The sequence below is a fragment of the Nocardioides segetis genome (assembly GCF_051390595.1).
Taxonomy (GTDB): Bacteria; Actinomycetota; Actinomycetes; order Propionibacteriales; family Nocardioidaceae; genus Nocardioides.
Genome location: NZ_JBNINR010000002.1, coordinates 193975 through 208555, shown reverse-complemented (window position 1 = coordinate 208555; position 14581 = coordinate 193975). Strand labels below are relative to the sequence as shown.

Below are 14581 nucleotides of genomic sequence, written 5' to 3'. Positions count from 1 at the left end.
GTTCCCTGATCTGCAGGTTTGTGCAGTGCACATTTATGAGGATCGCGATGACGGGCTCCCGGAGCCGTTCTGTTGCATGATTGTGCACACGGCGATCGGTGAGCCCCACCTCTCCCGTCGTCGATGACCGTTGTCCCCGGTCACCAGCGGTTCGCGACCCCGACTTCGGGGGACGTCTCGGGAGTTCCCCGGATGTCGGAGGTCGCGGACCGCTGCTCGTTTCCACCGGCCCGTGTCCGGCCGGAGAGGTCGAGCAGTCCCTCAGAGCCCGGGCAGCCGGTCGGGCCGGGCGCCGAATCCCAGGCCACGCACCGCGGCGTCGAGCAGCGCCTCGACCGCCCAACCCCGGGCGTCGTCGGCGGTGCTGGCCACGAGGTAGGCGTACGTCGCGGCAGCGGCCTCCTCGAGCTCGCGGGCCCGGGTGGTGACGGCCGCGGGCGTTGCGAGGTCGGCGGGCAGGGCGTAGCCGGGCTCCGCCGCGATCGGCTCCGCGCCGGCCGCGTGCAGGCGCGCCATCAGGTCGTCGCGCCGGGTCCGGTGCGCGGTGTACGCCGCGGTGAGGGCGGCATAGAGGTCCGGGGCACCGGACTCGGAGGTCTGCGCACCGAGGGCGCCGTACACGAAGACGGCGGCGTGCTCGGCCGCGAGCGTGGTCTGCAGCGCGTCGACCACGGGGTCCGCGACGTCCGGTGCCGGCGTGGCGGGGGAGCTCGGCGTGACGCTCATGCCAGCACCGCCCGCTGCTGCGCGACCGCCGCGGCCATCGCGGCCAGCACCTGGGCCAGTCCTCCGCTGTGCGCCCGGAGCGCCGCCTCCACGAGCTCCTGCTGGAGCTCGGCCTCGGCGGTGAGGAGCGCGGCCCGCGCGGTGGCGCGCTCGCCCGACACGGTCGGTGCCGGGGCGTCGACCGCGCCACCGAGCTCGGCCGCGTGGGCGTCGTGCATGCGGCGCAGTCGTGAGCCGGGTCTGGCGAGGCCGGGGACCGTCGCTGCCGTGGCGGAGGCCAGGGCGCCCGCGGCGGAGATCGCCCCGAGCACGCCCTCGACGAGGTCGCTGTCGGCGTCCTCCGCGGGCGCCGTGGGCGTGACCGCACCCGACACGCCCGGGTCGTCGGTGTCGTCCGGGCCGCCGAGGACGTCGTCGATCAGGTCGCAACCCGTGAGGACGAGCGTCGCGCCGCCGATCCCCCCGGCGAGGAGCAGGCGCCGCGAGACGGGGGCGGGACTGACGGGCACGCGGTGACCCTATCTCGGCGGGTAGGGTGGTCCCCGCACAGCCACAACAGGACACGGGGAGGACTCGCCATGGGTACTCATTCCGCTCGAGGAGCGACAGCAGAGCGGATCGAGCACGTCCTCGTCGCTCCTCTCGCCGAGCTCGGCCTCGATCTGGAGGCCGTCGAGCTCACCCCGGCGGGGAAGCGTCGCGTGCTGCGGATCGCCGTCGACACCGACGGCGGGCTCACGCTCGACGACGTCGCCGCGGCGACCAAGGTGATCGACCGCGTCCTGGAGGACGACGGCCCCGACGGTGCGGCGCAGGCCCTCGGCGAGCTGCCCTACACGCTGGAGGTCACCTCCCGCGGTGTCGACCGGCCGCTGACCCTGCCGCGCCACTGGCGCCGCAACGCCGGCCGACTGGTCAAGCTCTCCCTCGCCGGCGAGGAGACGCTCACCGGCCGCATCGGCGCGTCCGACGACGACGGCGTCGTGCTGGACGTGGCCGGCGCCGAGCGACGGGTGCCGTACGCCGACATCGCCAAGGCCCTGGTGCAGATCGAGTTCAACCGCAAAGACACGACGGACAAGGACGCCGACTGATGGACATCGACCTCAGCATCCTGCGGACGCTGGAGCGCGAGAAGGAGATCAAGTTCGACGTCCTCGTCGAGGCGATCGAGCAGGCGCTGCTCACCGCGTACCACAAGACCGAGGGCTCGGTCGCCCAGGCGCGCGTCGAGCTGAACCGCAAGACGGGACATGTCACCGTGCTGGCCGCGGAGCTCGACGCCGAGGGCACCAAGATCGGGGAGTACGACGACACCCCGGACGGCTTCGGCCGGATCGCCGCGACGACGGCCAAGCAGATCATGCTGCAGCGGCTGCGCGACGCCGAGGACGAGATCAAGTTCGGCGAGTTCTCCGGCAAGGAGGGCGACATCCTCTCCGGCGTCATCCAGCAGGGCCGCAACCCCGAGGACGTCCTCGTCGACCTGGGCCGGATCGAGGCGCACCTGCCCGCCAGCGAGCGGGTCCCGGGCGAGGACTACGCGCACGGCACCCGGATCAAGTGCCTCGTCGTGTCCGTCCGCAAGGGCATGCGCGGCCCCCAGGTCACGCTGTCGCGCTCGCACCCCAGCCTGGTGAAGAAGCTCTTCGCGCTCGAGGTGCCCGAGATCGCCGACGGGACCGTCGAGATCGCGGCGATCGCTCGCGAGGCCGGCCACCGCACCAAGATCGCGGTCCGCTCGACGGTCCCCGGCGTCAACGCCAAGGGCGCCTGCATCGGCCCGATGGGCCAGCGGGTGCGCAACGTGATGGCCGAGCTCGGCGGGGAGAAGATCGACATCGTCGACTGGTCCGACGACCCCGCGAAGCTCGTCGCCAACGCGCTGTCCCCCGCCCAGGTCCAGTCGGTGACGGTCGTCGACGAGGCGGGCCGCTCGGCGCGCGTCGTCGTTCCCGACTTCCAGCTCTCCCTCGCGATCGGCAAGGAGGGGCAGAACGCCCGCCTCGCCGCCCGCCTCACCGGCTGGCGTATCGACATCCACTCGGACGAGGAGGCCGGCGCAGCCGGCTGACGAGTCCGAGTGGATGCAGCCGACCCGGCGGAAACGCACCGGGGGAGCGAAGCGGAGGAGGGCGGCTTGCGCCGGGTCGGCGTCCCCGCGGCTCCCGGTTCGTGAACTCGATACCCGAACCGGTAGAGTTGGCTCTCGGTGGCACACCGACCGAATTCCCCTGCACGACCTGACGTCGTCCCGATCCCGGGACCCGTCCGGACCTGCATCGGATGCCGGGCGCGGGCCGCCAAAAGCGAGTTGTTGCGGGTGACCGCCGGCTCGGGCCCCGACGGCCGCCTGGTCGTCGTACCCGATCCTGACGGCACCGCGCCGGGGCGTGGAGCGCACCTGCACCCCACGACCGGTTGCTACGACCTCGCCGTACGTCGCAAGGCTTTTGCGCGCGCGCTCCGGATCGCCGGGGTCGCGCTGGGCGACGCGCCGGTGGGGGAGTATGTCGCCGCCCGGGCAGCGACTCGGACCGATCCGACCGACAGAGACTGGAGCAACAGCTCATGAGCACTCGATGAGTACCTCGCGATGAGCCAGTTCGTTCTGCACCACCCACCAACGGTCTGAAGATCCCCCCGGGTCTTGGGCCAGAAGGAGAACCGTGGCCAAGACCCGAGTTTCCGAACTCGCGAAGCAGTACGGCATCAAGAGCGCCGATGCGCTCAAGATGCTGAGTGACATCGGAGAGTTCGCCAAGACAGCGTCCTCGAGCATCGAGCTTCCTGCCGTCAAGAAGTTCGAGGCGACCTACGGAGCCGAGCTCCTCGCCAAGATGAAGCCCGCCGGCGAGGCGGGCGACGCGGCGAAGCCGGCTCCCAAGGCCCCGGCCAAGAAGGCCGCGCCCGCCCCGGAGGCCCCGGCCGCCGCGGCGTCCGCGCCCGCCGAGGCCCCCGCGGCCGAGACCCCGGCCCCCAAGCCGGGCGGCCCCAAGCCGGGCCCGCGCCCCGGCCCCGCCAAGGCTCCCGCGGCGCCCGAGGCGCCGGAGGTGCCCGAGACCCCGGCCGAGCCGGCTGCGGAGAAGCCCGCCGCCGCGGCGGCCCCGGCCGCGCCCGAGGCTCCGGCCAAGCCGGCCGCGCCGAAGCCGCCGACGCCGAAGGCTCCGGCCCCGGCGCCGCGTCCGGTCGGCAAGCCCGGCGGTACGCCGCGCCCGGGCAACAACCCGTTCGCGCCCAGCCAGGGCATGGGGCGGCGCCCCGCCCCGCCGCCGCGCGAGGGCGAGGCCGGTCCGGCCGGCCCGCGTCCGCCGGCGTCCGCCGGCGGCGGTCGTCCCGGCATGCCGCGTCCCAACCCGGCCATGATGCCGAAGTCGGCCGGCTCGTTCGGCCAGGGCGGCCCCGGTGGCCGTGGCCCGGGTGGCCCCGGTCGTCCCGGTCCCGGTGGCCGTGGCCCGGGTGGTCCCGGTCGGGCCGGCGCGCCCGGCCGCGGTGGCGCCGGCGCGGGTGCCGGTGCGCCCGGTGGTCGCGGCCCCGGCGGCTTCGGCCCCGGTGGCGGTGGTCGTCCCGGTGGCGGCGGTCGTCCGGGTCAGCGCGGCCAGACCCAGGGTGCCTTCGGTCGCCCGGGCGGTCCGGCCCGTCGTGGTCGCAAGTCGAAGCGGGCGCGTCGCCAGGAGTTCGAGGCCATGGAGGCCCCGACGATCGGCGGCATGCGGGTCCGCAAGGGCAACGGCGAGACGGTGCGTCTGGCGCGTGGCTCGTCGCTGACCGACTTCGCCGAGAAGATCGGCGTCGACGCAGCCTCGCTCGTGCAGATGCTCTTCCACCTCGGCGAGATGGTCACGGCCACGCAGTCGGTGGGCGACGAGACGCTGGAGCTGCTCGGTGAGGAGCTCAACTACAACGTCGAGGTCGTCTCCCCGGAGGACGAGGACCGTGAGCTGCTCGAGTCGTTCGACATCGAGTTCGGTGCCGACGAGGGCAGCGAGGACGACCTGGTCGTCCGCCCGCCGGTCGTCACCGTCATGGGTCACGTCGACCACGGAAAGACCAAGCTCCTCGACGCGCTGCGCAACGCCAACGTCGTCGAGGGCGAGGCCGGTGGCATCACCCAGCACATCGGTGCCTACCAGGTCCACACCGACGTCGACGGCGAGGACCGCCGGATCACCTTCATCGACACCCCGGGTCACGAGGCGTTCACCGCCATGCGTGCCCGTGGTGCCCAGGCGACCGACATCGCCATCTTGGTGGTCGCGGCCGACGACGGCGTCATGCCGCAGACGGTCGAGGCGCTCAACCACGCCAAGGCGGCCAACGTGCCGATCGTGGTCGCAGTCAACAAGATCGACAAGGAGACCGCGGACCCGACCAAGGTCCGGGGCCAGCTCTCCGAGTACGGCCTGGTGCCCGAGGAGTACGGCGGCGACGCGATGTTCGTCGACGTGTCCGCCAAGGCGGGACTCAACCTCGACAAGCTGCTCGAGGCGGTCGTCCTCACGGCCGACGCGTCCCTGGACCTGCGGGCCAACCCGGTGCAGGACGCGCAGGGCCTCGTGGTCGAGGCGCACCTCGACCGCGGTCGCGGCCCGGTCGCGACGATCCTGGTCCAGCGCGGCACGCTGCGGGTCGGCGACTCGATCGTCGCCGGTCCGGCCCACGGTCGGGTCCGCGCCATGCTCGACGAGCACGGCAACGAGCTGACCGAGGCCGACCCGGCCCGGCCCGCGATGGTGCTCGGCCTGTCGTCCGTCCCGGGCGCGGGTCAGAACTTCATCGTGGTCGAGGACGACCGGATGGCCCGCCAGATCGCCGAGAAGCGCGAGGCGCGCGAGCGCGCGGCCATGCAGGCCAAGCGGCGCGTGCGTCGTACCCTCGAGGACTTCATGGCCTCCATGGAGAAGGGCGAGAGCCAGGAGCTCAACCTCATCCTCAAGGGCGACGTGTCCGGTTCGGTCGAGGCGCTCGAGGACGCCCTGGCGCAGATCGACGTGGGCGAGGAGGTCAGCCTCCGGGTCATCGACCGCGGCGTCGGCGCGATCACCGAGACCAATGTCGACCTCGCCGCCGCGTCCGACGCCATCATCATCGGCTTCAACGTCCGCCCGCAGGGCAAGGCGGGGCAGATGGCCGAGAAGGAAGGCGTCGAGATCCGCTACTACTCGGTCATCTACCAGGCGATCGAGGAGATCGAGGCCGCGCTCAAGGGCATGCTCAAGCCCGAGTTCGAGGAGCAGACCCTCGGCCAGGCGGAGATCCGCGCGATCTTCCGCTCGTCCAAGATCGGCAACATCGCCGGCTGCATGGTCATCGACGGCGTCATCCGGCGCAACGCGAAGGTCCGTGTGCTCCGCGACGGTGCGGTCATCGCCGACAACCTCGACCTTGCCTCGCTCAAGCGGGAGAAGGACGACGCGTCGGAGGTCCGGGAGGGCTTCGAGTGCGGTCTCGTGCTCAAGAACTTCCAGGACATCAAGGAGGGCGACATCGTCGAGGCCTTCGAGATGAAGGAGATCCCCCGGAGCTGACAATCACCGAGCCGTCGCATCTGAACGCGCAGTGCGTTCAGATGCGACGGGTCGAACCGATTCCCGCGTTCAGATGCGACGGGTCGGTGACAAAGGAGGAACGACTCATGGCCAGTCCGCGGGTACGCAAGATCGCCGACCGGATCCAGGTGATCGTCGCCGAGATGCTCGAGCGGCGGATCAAGGACCCGCGGCTCGGCTTCGTCACCGTGACCGAGGTCCGCCTCACCGGCGACGCCCAGAACGCCACCATCTACTACACCGTCCTCGGGGAGCACGCCGACCAGCAGGCGACCGCGACCGCGCTGGAGTCGGCCAAGGGCGTGCTGCGCTCCGAGGTCGGCAAGCAGCTGGGGATGCGGCACGTCCCGACGCTCGCCTTCGAGTTCGACGGCGTCCCCGAGAACGCGCGCCACCTCGACGAGCTGCTGGCGCGCGCCCGCGAGGCCGACGCGGCCGTCGCCGCCGCCCGGGCGGGAGCGCAGCCGGCCGGCGAGGCCGACCCCTACAAGAAGCCGCGTGAGGCGGAGCCCGACGAAGAGGCCGAGGACGGCGCGTGACCGCGACCGGCGTGCCGTCGGGTCTCGTCGTCGTCGACAAGCCCGCCGGCATGACCTCGCATGCCGTCGTGTCCCGGGTACGCCGGGCGGTGGGCACCCGCAAGGTCGGCCACGCCGGCACGCTCGACCCCATGGCGACCGGCGTGCTCGTCCTCGGAGTCGAGCGGGCCACCCGCCTGCTCGGCCACCTCATGCTCACCGAGAAGGCGTACGACGCCACGGTGCGCCTGGGCAGGTCCACGTCCACCGACGACGCGGAGGGCGAGGTCGTCGCCGACGCGCCGGCCGGAGGTCTCGCGCCGGAGGCGGTCCTGGCCGCGTTCGAGGCGCAGGTCGGTGAGATCCTGCAGGTGCCGACGGCCGTCAGCGCGATCAAGGTCGACGGCAAGCGTGCCTACCAGCGGGTGCGCGACGGTGAGCAGGTCGAGCTGCGCGCCCGTCCGGTGACCGTCCACGAGCTGCGGGTCCACGACCAGCGGGTCGTGGGGGACTGGCTGGACGTCGACATCGCCGTGCGCTGCTCCAGCGGCACCTACATCCGGGCCATCGCCCGTGACGTCGGCGCCGCGCTCGGGGTCGGCGGGCACCTGACGGCGCTGCGTCGTACCGCCGTCGGGCCGTTCACGCTCGACGCCGCCGTCACCGACCTCGACGAGGTGCGGGTGACGCCGCTGGCCGATGCCGCGCGCGCGACCTTCCCGGCGATCGACCTCGACGCCGGCCAGGCGCAGGCTGTCCGCTACGGCCGGCCGCTGCCGCTCGCGATCGACGCACTCACCGGGCTGTACGCGCCGGACGGCGAGTTCCTCGCGCTCTATCGCCCCGAGGGCGGAGCCGCCCGCCCGGCGGCCGTGTTCGTCGGTTGATCCCTCGCCCTTCGCCTGGATCCACCGATGTGGGAGAGTTGCCGCCGTGCGAGTGTGGCGTGACTTCTCCGACGTGCCCCGCGATCTCGGTCGCACGGTCGTGACGATCGGGAACTTCGACGGCATGCACCTCGGCCACCAGCACGTCATCCGGCGCGCGCGCGAGGTGGCGGCCGAGGTCGAGGCGACGACACCGATCGACGGCGTCGTCGCGGTGACCTTCGACCCCCATCCGATCGCGGTCCTGCGTCCCGAGCACGCGCCACCCACCCTCACGACCATCGAGCAGCGGCTCCGGCTGCTGGGCGAGGCCGGCATCGATGACGTGCTCGTGATCCCGTTCTCGCGCGACATCGCGGCCTGGACGCCGGGGGAGTTCATCGACCGCATCCTGCTCGACACGCTCCACGCCCGGGCCGTCGTCGTCGGCGCCAACTTCCGCTTCGGCAACCGCGCCGCGGGCGACTGCAACCTGCTGCGCGCCGCCGGTGCCGAGCACGACTTCGTGCTGGAGGAGGTCAGCCTCGACGGCGGTCCGCAGGTGTGGTCCTCGACCTACGTGCGCACGTGCCTGGCCGCGGGCGACGTCAGCGGCGCGGCGGAGGCGCTCGGCCGGCTCTTCACGGTCACGGGCGTCGTCATCGAGGGCGACAAGCGCGGACGCGAGCTCGGCTACCCGACCGCCAACGTCCCGGTCCGGGCCGGCGCCGCCGCACCCGCCGACGGCGTCTACGCCGGCCGGCTCACCCTGCGCGACGGACCGGACGCCGGGACGACGTACCCGGCCGCGATCAGCGTCGGCACCAACCCCACCTTCGCCGGAGAGCGCGAGCGCCGGGTCGAGTCCTACGTCCTCGACCGCACCGACCTCGAGCTCTACGGCCGGGAGGTCGAGGTCGCCTTCGTCGACCGGCTGCGCGGCATGGTGCGCTTCGACTCGGTCGAGGACCTGCTCACCGCGATGGCCGACGACGTCGACCGGGCGCGGACGATCCTGGCCGACTGACGGGCTGCCCATGACCCGTGCGCAGGACGACGTCGCCGTCGCCGAGGGCTGGTTCGTCGAGCACGGGCTGCCCTACTTCGTCGACGACGTCCGGGCCGGCGTGGCGCGCGGGCTGGGACGCGGTCGCCTCCTCGGCGTCCTCGCGGTGGCCGTCGTGCTGGGGGTGGCCGGTGGCTGCGGCGTGGGGGCCGGGCTCGGCGCGGCCGCCGGCCTGGGAGGCGGCCTGACCGTCGCGGGCATCGTCGCCGCCGCCTACGCCGTGGCGACGCTGCGGGCCTGGCTGATCGTGGGCTGGGCGGTGCGGCGGACCCTGCGCTCCTTCGGCCTGGTCCTGCCGCTGGTCACCCGGGCGCTGCCGTTGCTGCTGCTGTTCATCACCTTCCTGTTCATCAACGCCGAGGTGTGGCAGGTCGCCGCCAGCCTCGACGGCGGCGTGCTGTGGGTGGCCGTCCTGCTGTTCGCGGCGATCGCGGTGGGCTTCCTGCTCTCCCGGCTCCCCGAGGAGCTGGACACCGTCGACGCGGGCCTGCGCGGCCTGGAGCGGGTCAACCTGCTGTTGGTGCTGCTCGTCGCCCAGGCGGTCCAGGTGCTGCTCCTGGCGCTGGCGGTGTTCGCCTTCTTCATCGTCTTCGGCGTCGTGGCGATGGAGCCGTCGGTCGTGAGTCAGTGGACCGGCGGGGCGCTGCACCCACCGGACGGCCCCGTCGGCGACTGGCTCGGCGACAGGCTCAGCCTCGAGCTGCTGCGGGTCTCGACCTTCCTGGCCGCGTTCAGCGGGCTCTACTTCACCGTGTACGCCGTCACCGACGAGCTCTACCGCAAGCAGTTCTTCACCGTGGTGATCCGTGAGCTGGAGCAGGCGGTCGAGGCTCGGGCGGCGTACCGCGGCCTTCGCGACGGGGACGGCGCGTGACTCCGGTCGTCCTCGACTGCGACACCGGCACCGACGACGCCGTGGCGATCCTGCTGGCCACCCTGCACCCCGATCTCGACCTGCTCGGCGTGACCACCGTGTGGGGCAACCACGACGTGCGCCACACGACCGACAACACGCTGCGGGTGCTCGACCTGGTCGGCCGCGGCGACGTCGGCGTGCACCCGGGCCGCAACGCCCCCGTCCGGCCGCGGATCGAGCCGCTCCCCAGCGGCCGGGCGGACCTGCCGTCGACTCTCAACCTGCCGGCCCCGTCGTCGAGCGCGGGGAGCGACGCGGTCGAGTGGCTGGTGGAGACGCTGCGCGCGGCCGTCGAGCCGGTCGCCGTCGTCGCCACCGGCCCGCTGACGAACATCGCGGCCGCGCTCGCCGCCGACCGGCGCGTCGCCGGCTCCATGGGACGGCTCGTCGTGCTGGGCGGCTGCCATCGGCAGGCCGGCGTGACGCCGTACGCCGAGCGGAACGTGTGGTGCGACCCGGAGGCCGCCGCCGACGTGCTCGCCGCGCCCGTCCGCGACGTGCTGCTGGTGACCATGGACGCCACCTTCTCCGCGCCGCTCACCGCCGCCGACGCGGCCCGGCTGCGCTCCCTCGGGACACCTGCCGCCGCCACGGCCGCCGACCTCCTCGACGCCAGGATCGCCTGGTACCGCCGGGATCCCGCCATGGCCGCGCTCGGCGCGGCGCCGCTGCACGACCCGCTCGCCGTGGCCGCCCTGGTCGATCCGGGGCTGCTCACCACGTTGCGTGCGCAGGTGCGGGTCGAGCGCGCCGACCCGGCGACGTACGGCGCCACGCGGTTCGCCGCGGAGGTCGACGACGCGCGGGGCCGGGCCTCCGTCGCGATCCGCGCCGACCGGGCACGGTATGCGGACCTGCTCTGCGCGACCCTGGGAAGCAGGGCGACTCGGCCGGGGTAGCGAGGCACGCCGGTGGGGTCCTCTGCTCAGTCCTGGACCCGGCCGCGCAGCTGCTTGGTCTGCCCGCGCTGCCGTTTGGCCTCCAGGCGGCGCTCCTTCGATCCGCGGGTCGGCTTCGTCGGGCGCCGGGGCGGTGGCGGGGGAGCGAGCAGCTCGCGCACGCGAGCCGCGAGGCGCTCACGGGCGGCCGCGCGGTTGCGGTGCTGCGAGCGGTGCTCGTGGGCGACGACGACGAGCGGCCCGGCGTGGCGGCCGGTGAGCCGGGTGCGCTGCGGCTCGTCGAGCACGGAGGAGGCCGCCGGGTCCCAGACCAGCTCGACGCGGGTGTCGGTCGTGTTGACCGACTGGCCGCCCGGCCCCGGCGAGCGGGAGAAGCGCTCCACCAGCTCGCCGTCGGGGATGACCAGGCCCCGGGGCAGACCAGGACCCGGTGGGACGGTCAGGTCCACGGCCCCACCGTGACCGGTACGCCGGACAGTGCGGCGTTGCCCGACACGTCGAGCCGCTCGGGGTCGGTGAGGTCGTTGATCGAGACGCCGGCGACCCCGGCCGCGACGCCCAGCCGGGTGCCGTCGCGGCCGTGACCGTAGCCGTGGGGGAGCGAGACCACTCCCGGCATCACGTCCTCGGTGGCGCTGACCTCGACCTGCACCTCGCCGACCCGCGACCGGACGGTGACCGTCGCGCCGTCGCGCAGACCGCGGGCGTCGAGGTCGACCGGGTGCATGAGCAGCTGGTGGCGTGCCCGCCCCCGGGTGAGCCGGTCGGTGTTGTGCATCCAGGAGTTGCAGTCGCGCTGGTGTCGTCGACCGATGAGCAGCAGCTCGCCGTCCCGGGGGAGCGCACGCTCGCGTAGGCGGGCGACGTCCTCGGCGACGAGTGCGGGGACCGTGTCGATCCGCTGGCCCCGGGTCCGCAGCCGGCCGGGCAGCTGGCCGGCCCGCAGCGGCCCGAGGTCGACGCCCTCCGGGTGCCGGCGCAGCTCGGTGAGGGTCGTCTGCGAGCGGCCCGAGCGCAGCAGCATCCCGATCAGGAAGGTCGGGCTCATCCGCATCCGCGCCTCGGCCACGATCCGGCGCTTCAGCGGCGGCTTCCGGCGTCGGCGGCGGGTCACCCGCAGGTAGAGGTCGCGGAAGATCTCCCAGTCGTGGCGCTGGTCGCGTCCCTTGGCGAACACCGCGGGGGTGAACCGCGCCGTGTTGCGCACGGCCAGCAGATGGAAGACGAGGTCGTAGTGGTCGCGCTCCAGCAGCGTCGTCGGCGGCAGGATGACGTCGGCGTGCCGGGTCGTCTCGTTGATGTAGAGGTCGATCGCGGCATAGAAGTCCAGGCCGCGGATCGCGCGGTCGAGCGCCGCGCCGTCGGGTGTCGACAGCACCGGGTTGCCGGCGACGGTGAGCAGCGCCCGCACCTGCCCGTCACCGGGCGTCTCGATCTCCTCGCGCAGCACCGACACCGGCAGTTCGCCACCGAACTCGGGCACCTCCCGCACGCGCGAGCGGTACCGGTCGTGGTGGCCCCTCCCGATCAGGCCCCGCCCGACCGCGTCGATCGCCGGGGTGGTCAGCAGCACGCCACCCTCCCGGTCCAGGTTGCCGGTGACCAGGTTGGCCAGCTGGATCGCCCACTGGCACACGGTCCCGAACTCCTGGGTCGAGACCCCGATCCGGCCGTAGGCGGCCGCACCGTCCGCGGCGGCGAACTCCCGGGCGATGCGGCGTACCTCGTCGGCCGGCACGCCGCTGGCCTGCTCGGCGAGCTCGGGCGTGAAGGGCGCGACCAGCTCCTCGACGCGCGCCAGCCCGTCGACGTACGACGGCGGGCGGGTCAGGCCCTCGGCGAACAGCACGTGCAGCAGCGCGAGCAGGACCCACGCGTCGGTGCCGGGCCGCACGAAGTGGTGCTCGTCGGCCGCCTTCGCGGTCTCGGTGCGGCGTGGGTCGAGCACGACCATCCGGCCGCCGCGGCCGCGCAGCTCGCGCAGCCGGGCCGGGAAGTCGGGCACCGTCATGAGGGAGCCGTTCGACGCCATCGGGTTGGCGCCGAAGACCAGGAAGTACGACGTCCGGTCGATGTCGGGCACGGGCAGCAGCAGCTGGTGGCCGTAGAGGAGGTGGCCGATCAGCTGGTGGGGCAGCTGGTCGACCGAGGTCGCGCTGAACTTGTTGCGGGTGCGGAACGACTGGGCCAACGCCACGCCGTGGGTCATCGCGCCCAGGCTGTGCACGTTGGGGTTGCCGAGGTAGATCGCCAGTGCGTCCTCGCCGTGCTCGTTCACCGCCGCGGCGAGGCCGTCGGCGACCAGGTCGAGCGCCTCGTCCCAGCCGATCTCCTCCCAGCGGGCCGCGTCGCCGTCGCCGACGCGGCGGACCGGGCGGCGCAGCCGGTCGGGGTCGGCGTGGATGTCGCCGATCGCCACGCCCTTGGGGCAGACGTGGCCCCGCGAGAGCGGGTCGTCGGGGTTGCCGCGGACCCCGGTCACGCGCTCGACACTGTCGGTGCGCTCGATGGTCAGCAGCAGGCCGCACGTGGCCTCGCACAGGTTGCACACGGCGACCTGCTGTCGGACCTGTCGTGGCTCCATCTGGGCATCGTCGCACAGCGTCGGGCTAGTGCCGCGTCTCAGAAGTTCTTGAACGCTTCGCGCACCCAGGGCACGCACCTCGCGGCGTTGCCGACGCTTGCAAGACGACCCGGTATGGCTGCGCGCCGGCGCCTTGCGATGCACGCACCCTAGGCACGCCAACCGAGCAACAACTTCTGAGACGCGACACTAGGACGCGGGGAACCAGTCGGCGGTCGTGGCCAGCGCGACCAGCTCGTCGCGGGACAGCACCGGCGCCCCCGAGCCGGTGGCGGTCAGGTCGATGACCAGGCCGTCGCGGCGGAAGTAGGTCACCCGGGCGAGTCGGGCGCGTGGGTCGACCCCGTCGACGTCGGGCCGGCTGACGGACGAGACCGCCCACCCGTCGGCGGTCTCGGTGCAGCCGGTCGGCCCGGGGGAGCCGGACACCCGGTCGCAGTGGTTCTCGGCGGGTAGTCCGCCGTCGAACATCTCGAAGCCGTCATAGGCCAGAGCGGTGACCGTGCCGCCGTCGTAGGCACGCCGGACCTCGGCCCGGCCCGGGGTCGGGGTGACCGGCAGGGACGTGCTGGGGCCGGGGAGGGCGGCTCGCAGCCGGGCGTCGAGCTCGTCGGGCGTGGGCGGCCGGAGGGCGGCCGCGGTGACCGGGGCGGTGGGGCGGGAGGCGGGCGTTGCCACGCCGGCGTCGTCGGCGACCGGCCGCGGACCGCCGGCCATCAGCGTCGTGGTGAGGACCGCGGCGGCGGCGATCCCCCCGGCGGCAAGTGTCGCGCGGCGTCGGTCGCGGCGCCGCCGCGCGCTGCGCAGCACGGAGTCCAGCAGCGCCTCGTCGGCGTGCACGTCGGCCATCGCGGCCCGGGCCAGGGCCGCGAACCGGTCCTCGGTCGTGGTGGTCATGGCAGCTCCTTGTCAGGTCGGGCGGGGGTGGCTCCCGCGAGGTCGGGATCGAGCAGATGCCGTAGCCGGGCGAGCGCCCGGGTGCTGCGGCTGCGGACCGCCTGGCCGGTCAGGCCCAGGTCGGCGGCGACGCCGGCCACGTCCTGGTCCAGCAGGTAGCGCTGCACGACCACCGCCCGGTCCACCGGTGCCAGCTCGCGGAGCGCGGCGACGAGGGTGTGCCGGAGCGCGACATCGGGCTCCTCGGAGACGGCCGGGCGTGGGTCGTCGGGCAGCCCGGGCCGCTCGCCGGCGCTGCGCCGGCGGGTCGAGTCCACATAGCGGCGGACCAGGATGGTGCGGGCGTAGGCGACCGGGTTGTCGGCCCGGCGTACCCGCGACCACCGGGTGAGCACCCGCAGCAGCGTCTCCTGGAGGAGATCCTCGGCTGCCGGCCGGCTGCCCGTCAGCAGCCAGGCGGCCCGCAGCAGCTCGCTCGAGCGTACGCGCACGAACTCCTCGAACTCCGCCTGCTCGCCGGCCCTCATCCAGGTCCTCCTGTCGCTCGCCCGTCATCCTGT

At 73.6% G+C, this 14581-nt stretch carries 15 protein-coding genes; 9 read left to right on the top strand and 6 right to left on the bottom strand.

Features of this window, described 5'->3' with window-relative positions:
• Nucleotides 1-261 precede the first annotated feature (261 nt).
• Nucleotides 262-726 (bottom strand): DUF4439 domain-containing protein, encoded by a 465-nt coding sequence (locus tag ACPZVR_RS04660; RefSeq protein ID WP_436698407.1) that lies wholly within the window; start codon nt 724-726, stop codon nt 262-264.
• The gene (locus ACPZVR_RS04655) at nt 723-1235 is read right to left on the bottom strand and encodes a hypothetical protein (RefSeq protein ID WP_436698406.1); all 513 of its coding nucleotides are present in this window, start codon (nt 1233-1235) and stop codon (nt 723-725) included. Before ACPZVR_RS04655 ends, ACPZVR_RS04660 begins: the two co-directional genes overlap by 4 nt.
• Before the next feature lie 69 nt (nt 1236-1304).
• Here ACPZVR_RS04655 and rimP point away from each other — a divergent pair, with 69 nt between their 5' ends.
• The 9 genes from rimP (at nt 1305) to ACPZVR_RS04610 (ending at nt 10540) form a co-directional block, all read left to right on the top strand.
• The gene (rimP, locus tag ACPZVR_RS04650) at nt 1305-1820 is read left to right on the top strand and encodes a ribosome maturation factor RimP (protein ID WP_436698405.1); all 516 of its coding nucleotides are present in this window, start codon (nt 1305-1307) and stop codon (nt 1818-1820) included.
• Nucleotides 1820-2800: a transcription termination factor NusA gene (gene nusA, locus ACPZVR_RS04645; RefSeq protein ID WP_436698404.1), complete on the top strand. Its 981-nt coding sequence runs from the start codon at nt 1820-1822 to the stop codon at nt 2798-2800. Before rimP ends, nusA begins: the two co-directional genes overlap by 1 nt.
• A 138-nt stretch (nt 2801-2938) precedes the next feature.
• Entirely contained in the window at nt 2939-3301 is a 363-nt protein-coding gene (locus ACPZVR_RS04640; RefSeq protein ID WP_436698403.1) for a YlxR family protein, read from the top strand.
• Between the two features lie 94 nt (nt 3302-3395).
• Nucleotides 3396-6254, top strand: coding sequence for a translation initiation factor IF-2 (gene infB, locus ACPZVR_RS04635; protein ID WP_436698402.1), 2859 nt, complete (start codon nt 3396-3398; stop codon nt 6252-6254).
• 107 nt (nt 6255-6361) lie between these two features.
• Nucleotides 6362-6814: a 30S ribosome-binding factor RbfA gene (gene rbfA / locus ACPZVR_RS04630; RefSeq protein WP_436698401.1), complete on the top strand. Its 453-nt coding sequence runs from the start codon at nt 6362-6364 to the stop codon at nt 6812-6814.
• Nucleotides 6811-7680: a tRNA pseudouridine(55) synthase TruB gene (gene truB, locus ACPZVR_RS04625; protein WP_436698400.1), complete on the top strand. Its 870-nt coding sequence runs from the start codon at nt 6811-6813 to the stop codon at nt 7678-7680. The genes rbfA and truB overlap by 4 nt, the downstream gene beginning before the upstream one ends.
• 46 nt (nt 7681-7726) lie before the next feature.
• On the top strand, nt 7727-8686 hold the full coding sequence (locus tag ACPZVR_RS04620; RefSeq protein ID WP_436698399.1) for a bifunctional riboflavin kinase/FAD synthetase: 960 nt from the start codon (nt 7727-7729) through the stop codon (nt 8684-8686).
• 10 nt (nt 8687-8696) lie between these two features.
• Nucleotides 8697-9599: a hypothetical protein gene (locus ACPZVR_RS04615; RefSeq protein WP_436698398.1), complete on the top strand. Its 903-nt coding sequence runs from the start codon at nt 8697-8699 to the stop codon at nt 9597-9599.
• Entirely contained in the window at nt 9596-10540 is a 945-nt protein-coding gene (locus ACPZVR_RS04610; RefSeq protein WP_436698397.1) for a nucleoside hydrolase, read from the top strand. The genes ACPZVR_RS04615 and ACPZVR_RS04610 overlap by 4 nt, the downstream gene beginning before the upstream one ends.
• A gap of 26 nt (nt 10541-10566) precedes the next feature.
• Here the strand turns inward: ACPZVR_RS04610 and arfB are convergent, their stop codons facing one another.
• From arfB to ACPZVR_RS04590, 4 genes are all read right to left on the bottom strand, one after another.
• Entirely contained in the window at nt 10567-10989 is a 423-nt protein-coding gene (arfB, locus tag ACPZVR_RS04605; protein ID WP_436698396.1) for an alternative ribosome rescue aminoacyl-tRNA hydrolase ArfB, read from the bottom strand.
• On the bottom strand, nt 10980-13124 hold the full coding sequence (locus ACPZVR_RS04600) for a molybdopterin-dependent oxidoreductase (RefSeq protein ID WP_436698395.1): 2145 nt from the start codon (nt 13122-13124) through the stop codon (nt 10980-10982). The genes arfB and ACPZVR_RS04600 overlap by 10 nt, the downstream gene beginning before the upstream one ends.
• Nucleotides 13125-13313: 189 nt before the next feature.
• On the bottom strand, nt 13314-14021 hold the full coding sequence (locus ACPZVR_RS04595) for a hypothetical protein (RefSeq protein ID WP_436698394.1): 708 nt from the start codon (nt 14019-14021) through the stop codon (nt 13314-13316).
• The gene (locus tag ACPZVR_RS04590) at nt 14018-14548 is read right to left on the bottom strand and encodes a SigE family RNA polymerase sigma factor (RefSeq protein ID WP_436698393.1); all 531 of its coding nucleotides are present in this window, start codon (nt 14546-14548) and stop codon (nt 14018-14020) included. The genes ACPZVR_RS04595 and ACPZVR_RS04590 overlap by 4 nt, the downstream gene beginning before the upstream one ends.
• Nucleotides 14549-14581 lie beyond the last annotated feature (33 nt).

What these genes read in the sequence shown, in the direction of transcription:
- ACPZVR_RS04660 (WP_436698407.1), bottom strand. Translation starts at nt 726, where the DNA reads ATGAGCGTCACGCCGAGCTCCCCCGCCACGCCGGCACCGGACGTCGCG.
- rimP (WP_436698405.1), top strand. Translation starts at nt 1,305, where the DNA reads ATGGGTACTCATTCCGCTCGAGGAGCGACAGCAGAGCGGATCGAGCAC.
- nusA (WP_436698404.1), top strand. Translation starts at nt 1,820, where the DNA reads ATGGACATCGACCTCAGCATCCTGCGGACGCTGGAGCGCGAGAAGGAG.
- rbfA (WP_436698401.1), top strand. Translation starts at nt 6,362, where the DNA reads ATGGCCAGTCCGCGGGTACGCAAGATCGCCGACCGGATCCAGGTGATC.
- ACPZVR_RS04615 (WP_436698398.1), top strand. Translation starts at nt 8,697, where the DNA reads ATGACCCGTGCGCAGGACGACGTCGCCGTCGCCGAGGGCTGGTTCGTC.
- ACPZVR_RS04600 (WP_436698395.1), bottom strand. Translation starts at nt 13,124, where the DNA reads ATGGAGCCACGACAGGTCCGACAGCAGGTCGCCGTGTGCAACCTGTGC.
- ACPZVR_RS04595 (WP_436698394.1), bottom strand. Translation starts at nt 14,021, where the DNA reads ATGACCACCACGACCGAGGACCGGTTCGCGGCCCTGGCCCGGGCCGCG.
- ACPZVR_RS04590 (WP_436698393.1), bottom strand. Translation starts at nt 14,548, where the DNA reads ATGAGGGCCGGCGAGCAGGCGGAGTTCGAGGAGTTCGTGCGCGTACGC.